Annotated in this window: 10 protein-coding genes; 7 read left to right on the top strand and 3 right to left on the bottom strand. The window is 69.5% G+C overall.

Features of this window, described 5'->3' with window-relative positions:
- From ATM97_RS11195 to ATM97_RS11180, 4 genes are all read left to right on the top strand, one after another.
- On the top strand, positions 1–1,014 hold a 1,014-nt coding region (locus tag ATM97_RS11195; protein WP_255587557.1), incomplete at its 5' end, for a pseudouridine synthase.
- A gap of 38 nt (positions 1,015–1,052) precedes the next feature.
- Complete coding sequence (gene cmk / locus ATM97_RS11190) at positions 1,053–1,757, top strand: (d)CMP kinase (RefSeq protein WP_218717916.1); 705 nt, start codon at positions 1,053–1,055, stop codon at positions 1,755–1,757.
- Complete coding sequence (der, locus tag ATM97_RS11185; protein ID WP_218717907.1) at positions 1,754–3,172, top strand: ribosome biogenesis GTPase Der; 1,419 nt, start codon at positions 1,754–1,756, stop codon at positions 3,170–3,172. Before cmk ends, der begins: the two co-directional genes overlap by 4 nt.
- A gap of 203 nt (positions 3,173–3,375) precedes the next feature.
- Positions 3,376–3,651, top strand: a complete 276-nt coding sequence (locus tag ATM97_RS11180; RefSeq protein ID WP_218717906.1) for a YggT family protein — start codon at positions 3,376–3,378, stop codon at positions 3,649–3,651.
- A gap of 23 nt (positions 3,652–3,674) precedes the next feature.
- On the opposite strand, the gene ATM97_RS11175 is transcribed toward ATM97_RS11180, so the two are convergent.
- A complete protein-coding gene (locus tag ATM97_RS11175) occupies positions 3,675–4,799 on the bottom strand; it encodes an ACT domain-containing protein (RefSeq protein WP_218717905.1) in 1,125 nt (374 codons plus the stop codon).
- A 201-nt stretch (positions 4,800–5,000) separates the two neighbouring features.
- On the opposite strand from ATM97_RS11175, the gene ATM97_RS11170 reads away from it, so the two are divergent.
- Both ATM97_RS11170 and ATM97_RS11165 read left to right on the top strand, forming a co-directional pair.
- A complete protein-coding gene (locus ATM97_RS11170) occupies positions 5,001–6,257 on the top strand; it encodes an aspartate kinase (RefSeq protein WP_218717904.1) in 1,257 nt (418 codons plus the stop codon).
- A 78-nt stretch (positions 6,258–6,335) separates the two neighbouring features.
- A complete protein-coding gene (locus ATM97_RS11165) occupies positions 6,336–7,184 on the top strand; it encodes an alpha/beta fold hydrolase (RefSeq protein ID WP_218717903.1) in 849 nt (282 codons plus the stop codon).
- A 3-nt stretch (positions 7,185–7,187) separates the two neighbouring features.
- Here the strand turns inward: ATM97_RS11165 and ATM97_RS11160 are convergent, their stop codons facing one another.
- On the bottom strand, positions 7,188–7,904 hold the full coding sequence (locus ATM97_RS11160; RefSeq protein ID WP_218717902.1) for a GNAT family N-acetyltransferase: 717 nt from the start codon (positions 7,902–7,904) through the stop codon (positions 7,188–7,190).
- 213 nt (positions 7,905–8,117) lie between these two features.
- Positions 8,118–8,945, bottom strand: a complete 828-nt coding sequence (locus ATM97_RS11155) for an SAM-dependent methyltransferase (protein ID WP_218717901.1) — start codon at positions 8,943–8,945, stop codon at positions 8,118–8,120.
- 584 nt (positions 8,946–9,529) lie between these two features.
- Between ATM97_RS11155 and ATM97_RS11150 the strand changes: the two genes are divergently transcribed.
- Positions 9,530–9,814, top strand: a complete 285-nt coding sequence (locus tag ATM97_RS11150) for a hypothetical protein (protein ID WP_218717900.1) — start codon at positions 9,530–9,532, stop codon at positions 9,812–9,814.
- Positions 9,815–9,840: the final 26 nt, after the last annotated feature.

Raw genomic sequence — 9,840 nt, 5'->3', positions numbered from 1 at the left:
TACGAGCGCGGCGGCGACGACCGTCGCGGCGGTTACCAGCGCGGCGGCGACGACCGCCGGGAGGGTGGCTACCAGCGCGGCTCGGCGGGCAGCCCGGCACGGGGGACCCAGCGCGCGGGCGGCACCGCCCGTCCCGCGACGTCGCAGGCGCCCGTGCGCAAGACCAAGAACGCCAAGCCGCAGCGCAAGGTCGTCGCCCCGACGATCCTGAACAACGCCAAGCCGGCCCGGCACCAGCACGCCGAGAACACCGAGGGCCCGAAGAAGCTGCCCTGGGGCGAAGGCGAACGGTTGCAGAAGGTGCTCGCCAAGGCCGGTGTGGCCTCGCGCCGCGCGGCCGAGGACATGATCGCCGCCGGTCGCGTCGAGGTCGACGGCCGGATCGTGCGCGAGCAGGGTCTGCGCGTCGATCCGGAGAACGCGGTCGTGCGCGTCGACGGCACCCGTGTCGTCGTCCGCGACGAGCTGGTGCACCTGGTGCTGAACAAGCCCAAGGGCTGGCAGTCCACCATGTCCGACGATCTGGGCCGTCCCTGCGTCGGTGACATCGTCGCCGAGCGGATCGCCGCCGGGCAGCGCCTGTTCCATGTCGGCCGTCTCGACGCCGACACCGAGGGCCTGCTGCTGCTCACCAACGACGGCGAGATGGCGCATCGCCTGATGCATCCGTCGTTCGAGGTGCCCAAGACCTACCTGGCCACCGTCAACGGCGAGGTCAACTACCGCCTGGTCGGCAAGCGGCTGCGCGAGGGCGTCGAGCTCGAGGACGGTCCGGCCAAGGTCGACAAGTTCATGCTGCTCGAGGCCTACGAGGGTCGCTCGCTGGTCAAGCTCGTGTTGCACGAGGGCCGCAAGCACATCGTGCGTAGGCTGCTCGACGAGGTCGGCCACCCGGTGATCCGGCTGGTGCGCACCCACATCGGCCCGGTGGCGCTGGGCGACCAGCGTCCCGGCACGCTGCGCGTGCTCGGCCGCGACGAGATCGGCAAACTCTACGAGGCGGTGCAGCTGTGAACGGAGTGGATTTCTCGGTGGAGATCTCGGGCGACCGGATGACCGGTGACGGCACGCTCGTCGTCGCGATGGACGGCCCGTCTGGCACCGGCAAGTCCAGTGTGTCGCGTCGGCTGGCGACCCGCCTGGGCGCCCGCTACCTCGACACCGGCGCCATGTACCGGGTCGCGACGCTGCGCGTGCTGCGTGCCGGGGTCGACCTGACCGACGTCGCCGCCATCGCGGACACTGTCGCGGCGCTGCCGTTGTCGATCGGCACCGATCCCAGCCACGAGGTGATCGAGCTCGACGGCGAGGACGTCTCCGCCGAGATCCGCGGCGATGCCGTCACCAAGGCCGTGTCCGCGGTGTCCGCGGTCGCCGAGGTGCGCGAGCAGCTCGTCGCGCTGCAGCGTGAGATCGCGGCCGTGTCCGGACGCATCGTGGTCGAGGGCCGCGATATCGGCACCGTTGTGCTCACCGGCGCCGACGCCAAGATCTACCTCACCGCCTCCGCGGAGGCGCGCGCCCAGCGGCGCAATGCCCAGAACATCCGCGAGGGCCGCGGCGACGACTACGCGGCCGTGCTGGCCGACGTGCAGCGCCGCGACACCCTCGACTCCACCCGCACGGTGTCGCCGCTGCGCCCCGCAGCCGACGCGGTGCTCGTCGACACCAGCGACCTGACGATGGACGAGACCATCGACGAGCTCTACCGCGTGGTGGCCCAGCAGCTTTCGGCCACGACAGGAGGGTCGCGATGATCGACGAAGAGGTACTGGTCGGAGACGGCACGTGGTCGGACGAATCCGACTGGGAGATCGCCGATCTCGAAGGTGAGCACGAGGGCGACGAACACCTCGCGATGCCCACCGTCGCGGTTGTCGGCCGTCCGAACGTGGGCAAGTCGACCCTGGTGAACCGCATCCTCGGCCGCCGCGAGGCCGTCGTCGAGGACATCCCCGGCGTCACCCGCGACCGCATCTCCTACGAGGCCAGCTGGGCCGGACGCCGATTCCTGGTGCAGGACACCGGCGGCTGGGAGCCCGACGCCAAGGGTCTGCAGCAGCACGTCGCCCGGCAGGCCGAGGTGGCGATGGAGACCGCCGACGCGATCCTGCTCGTCGTCGACGCGACCGTCGGTGCCACCGCCACCGACGAGGCCGCGGTGCGCAAGCTGCGCCGCTCCAAGATCCCGGTGATCCTGGTGGCCAACAAGGTCGACGACCAGAAGGTCGAGATCGAGGCGGCGAGCCTGTGGTCGCTGGGTCTGGGTGAGCCGCGCATGGTCTCGGCCGCGCACGGCCGTGGCACCGGCGACCTGCTCGACGACGTGCTCGGCGCGCTGCCCGAGACCCCGCGCGAGGGCACCGGCGCCGCCGGACCGCGTCGGGTGGCGCTGGTCGGCAAGCCGAACGTCGGCAAGTCCAGTCTGCTCAACAAGCTCTCCGGCGACGAGCGCTCGGTCGTCCACGATGTCGCGGGCACCACGGTCGACCCGGTCGACTCGCTGGTCGAATTGGGCGGCAAGACCTGGAAGTTCGTCGATACCGCCGGTCTGCGCCGCAAGGTGTCCAATGCCACCGGTACCGAGTTCTACGCCTCGCTGCGGACCAAGTCGGCGCTGGAGGCCTCCGAGGTCGCGATCATGCTGATCGATGCCTCGGTGCCGATCACCGAGCAGGACCTGCGCGTGATCAGCCTGGTCGCCGACTCCGGTCGCGCGCTGGTGCTGGCGTTCAACAAGTGGGACCTGGTCGACGAGGACCGCCGTTACATGCTCGAGCGCGAGATCGACCGCGATCTGGTGCGGGTGCCGTGGGCCCAGCGGGTCAACATCTCCGCCCACACCGGCCGCGCCGTGCAGAAGCTGGTGCCGCAGATGGAGACCGCGCTCGAGTCCTGGGACAAGCGCATCTCCACCGGCCGCCTGAACACCTGGCTCAAGGAAGTCATCGCGGCCACCCCGCCGCCGATGCGCGGCGGCCGCCAGCCCCGCGTCCTGTTCGCCACCCAGGCGGGCACCCGCCCGCCGACGTTCGTGCTGTTCACCACCGGCTTCCTCGAGGCGGGCTACCGCCGCTTCCTGGAGCGCCGTCTGCGCGAGGAGTTCGGCTTCGACGGCTCGCCGGTGCGCATCTCGGTGCGCGTGCGCGAGAAGAAGGAACGCAAGAAGTAGATCGTCACCACGCGAGCCCCGGGTCGACCGCCCGGGGCTCGCGCTGTCTCCGGACTGCTCCCGGCGGCGGTGCGCGGCGGAGCCTCGACCACGACGAGCCAGGGCTGATAATCGGCTGAGAACCATCCGGGAAGGACACTTCGGCGCGGTGGTCGGCGTTGATCGGGTACGAGGTCCAGTGCGGCTTCCTAAGGAGTGGCGTTATGAGTCTCATCGGAACCGTGGTCGGCTACGCGCTGACGGTGTTCATGTTCGTGCTGCTCGCGCGGATGGTGCTCGATTGGCTGGCCTTGGCAGGAAAGGGTCCGGACTGGGTCGGCAAGGCGCGGTCGATCACCCATGCCGCGACCGAACCGGTGATCGCACCCGTGCGACGAATCCTGCCGCCGCTGCGGATGGGCGGCCTGGGCATCGATCTGGCCTTCACCCTGGTATTCATCGCCGTGCTGATCCTGCGCGCGATCGCCTTCAGCCTGTAGCGGCGGTCAGCGACACGACGCGCCTAGTCGTCGGTGCCTTCGATTCGCCAGCGGGTCCGCACCTCGCGGACGCAGGGGGCGTCGGTGAGGGCGTCGATCGTGTCGATGAGTGCGGACTCGCGGGCTCGGTGGGTGAGGACGATCAGGTGGGCGTCGGTGCCCTGGTGTTCCTGGCGTACGCGCGCGATGCTCACGCCGTTGTCGGCGAACACCGCGGCGACCTGGGCGAGGGCGCCGGCGTGGTCGGTGACGCGCAGGTTGAGGTAGGAGCGGGTGGGGGTGTCGCCGAGCGGGGCGATGGGGAGCTGGGCGTAGTAGGAGGCGCGCGGGGCGCGGCCGCCGTGGACGCGGTTGCGGGCGGCGGTGATGAGGTCGCCGAGCAGGGCCGACGCGGTCGCCGTGGTGGCGCCGTCACCGTAGAACATCAGCCTGCCCGCACCCGCGGCGTCGACGGCGACCGCGCTGGACGGCGCGTCGACGCGGGCGAGCGGGTCGGTCGCCGGGAGCAGCGCGGGGTGGACGCGGACCGAGACCTGTTCCTTGCCACCGTCTTCGGCGATCCTGGTGCAGACGGTGAGGGTGCGCAGACGCAGCCCCAACGCCTCGGCGGCGGCGAGGTCGGGCGCCGCCGCGGGCCCGGACTCCTCGAACTGCACGTCGCCGACCTCCACCCGAGTGTGGAAGGCGAGCGTCGCCAGGATCGCCGCCTGCGCGGCCGCGTGCCTGCTGTGCTCGGGGGGAAAGACGCCGAGCACCTGGTTCACCCGGTCGCCCGACAGTGATTGGGTCAGTGGCCGCACCACCGGAACACCGCCCGCCACCGCCGCTTCGAAGAACAGGTCGGCACCGTGCTGCTCGGCGGTCGCGGCCAGCCGGTGCCCGTACTCGGCGATCAGCGCGGTGTTCGCGGTGATCACCGACCGTCCCGCGCGCAGCGCGTCGAGCACCGCGTGCGCCGCACCGAGGTGCTCGGTCGCGTCCACCACCAGCTCCGCGGGCTCGGCGAGGACCAGGTCCGCACCGGCGCGTTCCCGCAAATCGCCGCCCGTGTCGCGCAGGATCCGCACGACCTCGGCGGCGAGTGCTCCGGTGCCGAGAACGGCGACCCCGAACGAGGCACGTGGGGAACGAAAGAGCTGATCGGTCATGGGAATTCGCCTTACCGCCGAGAGATGTCGAGCCGGGAACGAACGCCGCGGACGTCACCCCCGTCCAGCCAGTATCGCGGCCGAATCACCTCGGCGGCAGTCGTTTTCACCACGAATCAGGACAGCCGTGCCAGAAATGCCGGGATACTCGGAGGGGTTACCCGCGGGTCACGCGTGGGCGAGCAGGGGAGAGGACGAGGGATGGCCCTGGTTGTGCAGAAATTCGGCGGATCGTCGGTGGCGGACGCCGAACGGATCCGGCGGGTCGCCGAGCGGATCGTGGAGACGAAGAAGCAGGGTCACGATGTGGTGGTGGTGTGCTCGGCCATGGGCGACACCACCGACGAACTGCTGGACCTGGCGGGCCAGGTGGCGCCCGCGCCGCCGCCGCGCGAGATGGACATGCTGCTCACCTCCGGCGAGCGGATCTCGAACGCGCTGGTGGCCATGGCGATCCACGCGCTCGGCGCGGAGGCCCGGTCGCTGACCGGTTCGCAGGCGGGGGTGATCACTACCGGCGCGCACGGCAACGCCAAGATCATCGAGGTGGACCCGGACCGGGTCCGGCGCGCGCTCGACGACGGCGAGGTGGTGCTCGTCGCCGGGTTCCAGGGTGTCAGCCAGGACAGCCGCGACGTCACCACGCTGGGCCGCGGCGGGTCCGACACCACCGCCGTGGCGCTGGCCGCGGCACTGGGCGCCGATGTGTGCGAGATCTACACCGACGTCGACGGCGTGTTCACCGCCGACCCGCGTATCGTGCCGGACGCGCAGAAACTCGACCAGATCTCCTACGAGGAGATGTTGGAGATGGCCGCCTGCGGCTCGAAGGTGCTGATGCTGCGCTGTGTGGAATACGCGCGCCGCTATCACGTTCCGGTGCATGTGCGGTCGTCCTACACCGATGCGATCGGCACCACCGTGTTCGGCTCGATGGCCGAAATTCCCGCCGATCAGGCGGTGCTCACCGGCGTCGCCCACGACCGCACCGAGGCGAAGGTGACCGTCGTCGGCCTGCCCGACGAACCCGGTTACGCCGCCCAGGTGTTCCGCGCGGTCGCCGACGCCGAGATCCCCATCGACATGGTCGTGCAGAACACCGGCACCGGCCGCACCGACATCACTTTCACCTTGCCCGCGGCCGACGGCGCCCGTGCGGTGGCGCTGCTACGGAAGCGGCGCGCCGAGATCGGGTTCACCGATGTGCGCTACGACGATCGTGTCGGCAAGGTCTCGCTGATCGGCGCCGGTATGAAGAACCATCCCGGCGTCACCGCGACGTTCTGCGAGGCACTGGCCGAGGCGGGCATCAATCTCGATCTGATCGCCACCTCGCAGATCCGGATCTCGGTCCTGGTCCGCGACACCGACCTGGACGAGGCGGTGCGGGTGCTGCACCGGGCCTTCGACCTCGGCGGCACCGAGGTCGCCGTCGTGCACGGTGGAACGGGCCGGTGACGGGATGGTTGACGGCCAACTGAACGCCAGGTAATTTACCCATCAGTCAATTAGGCCGTCGATCGACCGGAGAGTCCCTTGAGCAACCGACTGACCTCCTACACCCGCGCCGGACTCCGCTTCGATGTGGTGGACTCCGGTCCGATCGACGGCCCGGTCATCCTCGCGCTGCACGGTTTTCCGCAGACCGCCAGCTCGCTGACCGAACTCTGCGCGCTGCTCAACGCGCGCGGCTACCGCACCATCGCCCCGAATCAGCGCGGCTACTCGCCGGGTGCGCGGCCACGCGGCCGCTTCGCCTACCGGATCACCGAACTCATCGACGACATCCTCGCGCTGATCCGCGAGATCGACCGTGGGCCGGTACATCTGGTCGGCCACGACTGGGGCGCCATGGTCGCCTGGTCGGTCGCCGCGGCCCGGCCCGACCTGGTGCGCACCCTGGTGACCGTATCGGTACCGCACCCCGGCGCCTTCCGCCGTTCGCTGATCAGCAGCGATCAGCTCGCCCGCTCGTATTACATGGGTCTGTTCCAGCTGCCGGTGCTGCCCGAGCGGGTGCTGACCGCCCGTCCCGAGCTGCTCGACCGGGTGCTGGCAGGCACCGGGATGACGCCGGAGATGATCGCCCGGGTGCACACCGAGATCGTCGATTCCGGCGCCCTCACCGGGGCACTGAACTGGTACCGGGCGATCCTGCTGCTGGGCCAGCGCGCGATCTCGGCGCCGGTGCGGGTGCCGGTGACCCATGTCTGGAGCTCCGGTGACTCGGCGCTGTCACGCCGCGGCGCCGAGCTGACCGAGAACTATGTCACCGGCGACTACCGCCTGGCCGTCTTGGACGGCGCCTCGCACTGGCTGCCCGAGGAGCGTCCGCGGGAGCTGGCCGAGCTGATCGTGGAGCGGATCGCTACCGTCCGGAGCTGAGCCTCAGCCGATCGGAGAAGCCAAGGGCCGCAACGACTCGGCGGTGGCGGGGATCAGCGGCGCGCGCGGCAGCATGGTGCGGGCGGCGAGCTGCTCGGTGATCCGCAGCCGCACACCCGCCCATTCGTCGTGCAGGATCGAGTAGAACGCGGTGTCGCGCACCGCGCCGTCGAGTCCCCGCGAATGGGCCCGGCGCACACCGTCGCTCACCGCGCCGAGCCGTTCGATCGCGGCGCGCGATCGCAGATTGCGGGCGTCGGCGCGCAGGGTCACCCGGCGCACGCCCCAGGCGTCGAAGGCGTGGGTCAACATCAGCAGTTTGCACTCGAGGTTCACCACGCCGCCGCGCGCCGCGGGCGTCAGCCAGGTGTTGCCGATCTCGACGGCGTCGGGGATCGAGCCGCCGGGCAGCGCGGTGACGGGCTCGGCGGCCAGCGGCCAGCTCAGCGGGCCCTGCCAGTAGTCGAGCCGGGTGAACCTGGTCGCCCCGACCACGCAGTCGTCGTCCACGGTGACGATCGCGAAGGCCAGGGCGGTGCCGGCCAGCTGGGCGGACTCGGCCTGGAAGACGTAGGTGCGTGCCTCCTGCTCACCGTGCGGGACGACGGTGAACCCGGCCGGACCGAGTGCGACCGAGGCTGCGGTCAATCCGGGAACATGGTGGGGTGCAAGGGGTTCCAGCCGTGCGATGCGGCCGTGGAGGATAACGGGTGCGGGCATGGTGACCGGCGTCCTTCGTCTGATGAGGGTCGCCGAAAACACGAGGCGTGGATCTCACGCGACACGTGCTTGCGGCGAAGCGACACGAACGATCCAGCAGCATCGAGAAAAACTAGATGCACAAGATAGCCGAACGTGACGCGTTCACCCGCGCGAACGGACGAGATGTCGTGGCCCGAATTTCGCCGGTGTCACCGACCCGGACGAACCGCCCTAGACCTTGTCGGCGATGGCCGCCACGATGAGTTCCTCCCAGACCGAGAGCTCCCGGTCGGGCGAGCCGATGCGGGCCGAATCGTTGTCGTCGGTGGGCACGTCCTGGTGCCAGCGGGCGGCCGCGGCCACGCCGGGCTCCCGCAGTCGCAGGTCGCCGAACAGCGCGACGATCTCGGCATCGGTGCGCCAGCGGCCGCGGCCGAAGGTGGACTGCAGCTTGGCCTCGGCCTCGATGGTCTCGGCGTTGTCGCCGGAGCGGAAGTGGGAGATGAACACGCTGCTGCCGACGGGAATCTGCCCGGTCCAGTATTCGACGACGGCGCGCGGGTCCTCGTCGTCGTTGAGATGGTGCAGGATCGCGCTGAAGATCAGGCCGACCGGCTTGTCGAAATCGATGAGCCGGTTCACCTCCTCGTTGGCGCGGATGCCGACGGAGTCACGGACATCGGCGTGCACGACGGTGGTGTTGTCGTTGGTCGCCAGCAGCGCGCGCCCGTGGGCCAGCACGATCGGGTCGTTGTCGACATAGACGACCCGCGTGTCGGGGTTCACCCGCTGCGCGACCTGGTGCACGTTGTCGGCGGTGGGCAGGCCGCTGCCGAAGTCGAGGAACTGGGTCAGGCCCGCCTCGGCCATCTCACGCACCGCGCGGGTGAGGGCCTGCCGATTGGTGAACGCGATCGCCACCGAACCGGGCAGGTTCAGCTTGAAATGATCGCCGATCGCGCGGTCTACCTCGTAGTTGTCCTTGCCGCCGAGTAGATAGTCGTAGACCCGGGCGATGCTCGGACTCGACTGGTCGATCACATTCGCGTTGTCGCTCATCGTCGACGACCTTCCACGCTGTTATCGGTGTGTGCCGCCGCCCATCGTAGGAGAACGACGGCGTGTCGGCATGCTGTCCCTGTCGGTGATACCCGAAAACCGTTCCGGGCGTGTCGGTTCCGGTGCGTCGCGTACCGCCGTCGGTGTCCGGTCCGTCCGCTACGGGGCCGAGGTCTCGGCACGGGTAGCAGCCGTGTCGCAGTTTGCTCACGGCCTGTTTTCGCACGTCAGGGCCGTAACGGTTCGATAAATCACAGCAGTGTCGGCCTGTTGAGCAAATGTCCAGTTGTGGACGGGTTTCGCCAGTTCCGAGGGGTGTTTGCCGGATATGTAACGCGCGTTATCGCATCGTGCCGCACATCTGTTCGATGTGATGCAGATCACATCAACTGCCATTCGGCTACCGATGGTGGCACGCTCGTAATTGCTGAACGTTAACCGTTTGTGATCAACGACAGGGTCGACGCGGACCTTTCGTCACAAACGCCCTGCCTGCCCGCTTCGGTGTCGCGGGCCTCGAAAGATCCAGGATGGATCAGCAACCGGCCGTGTCGGGACGGCCACCCGGAAGGGGGCTCAGTGTGATGAGCAGCATCTACTTCGAATCGAATAGCAATCTGTCAGTTACCGGCCGCGATGGTCGGGTCACCGCGCCCACCGAAGCGTCGGTCGGCCCGCTGGGGATGCCCGGATTGATCCTGGGTCTCGCCCTGCTCGGCCTCGGCATCGTCGCGCTGCTGCGTCTGGGGGACTGGGCGGGAAGCTACGGCCCCGAGCTCGTCGTGCTGGCCTACGTCCTGTACATGGGGGCCGCGGCGTGGCTGGCGCTGTGGGGCGCGGGCGTCGTGCGATCTCTGCACCGCCACTAGTCCCTTTCGGGGAACCCGGCTCGACG

Origin of the sequence: Nocardia sp. MH4 (assembly GCF_019266065.1) — a bacterium.
GTDB classification, from domain to species: domain Bacteria; phylum Actinomycetota; class Actinomycetes; order Mycobacteriales; family Mycobacteriaceae; genus Nocardia; species Nocardia canadensis.
This window is presented reverse-complemented; position numbering and strand designations above follow the sequence as displayed.

What these genes read in the sequence shown, in the direction of transcription:
- ATM97_RS11180 (WP_218717906.1), top strand. Translation starts at nt 3,376, where the DNA reads ATGAGTCTCATCGGAACCGTGGTCGGCTACGCGCTGACGGTGTTCATG.
- ATM97_RS11175 (WP_218717905.1), bottom strand. Translation starts at nt 4,799, where the DNA reads ATGACCGATCAGCTCTTTCGTTCCCCACGTGCCTCGTTCGGGGTCGCC.
- ATM97_RS11155 (WP_218717901.1), bottom strand. Translation starts at nt 8,945, where the DNA reads ATGAGCGACAACGCGAATGTGATCGACCAGTCGAGTCCGAGCATCGCC.
- cmk (WP_218717916.1), top strand. Translation starts at nt 1,053, where the DNA reads ATGACCGGTGACGGCACGCTCGTCGTCGCGATGGACGGCCCGTCTGGC.
- ATM97_RS11160 (WP_218717902.1), bottom strand. Translation starts at nt 7,904, where the DNA reads ATGCCCGCACCCGTTATCCTCCACGGCCGCATCGCACGGCTGGAACCC.
- ATM97_RS11170 (WP_218717904.1), top strand. Translation starts at nt 5,001, where the DNA reads ATGGCCCTGGTTGTGCAGAAATTCGGCGGATCGTCGGTGGCGGACGCC.
- der (WP_218717907.1), top strand. Translation starts at nt 1,754, where the DNA reads ATGATCGACGAAGAGGTACTGGTCGGAGACGGCACGTGGTCGGACGAA.
- ATM97_RS11150 (WP_218717900.1), top strand. Translation starts at nt 9,530, where the DNA reads ATGAGCAGCATCTACTTCGAATCGAATAGCAATCTGTCAGTTACCGGC.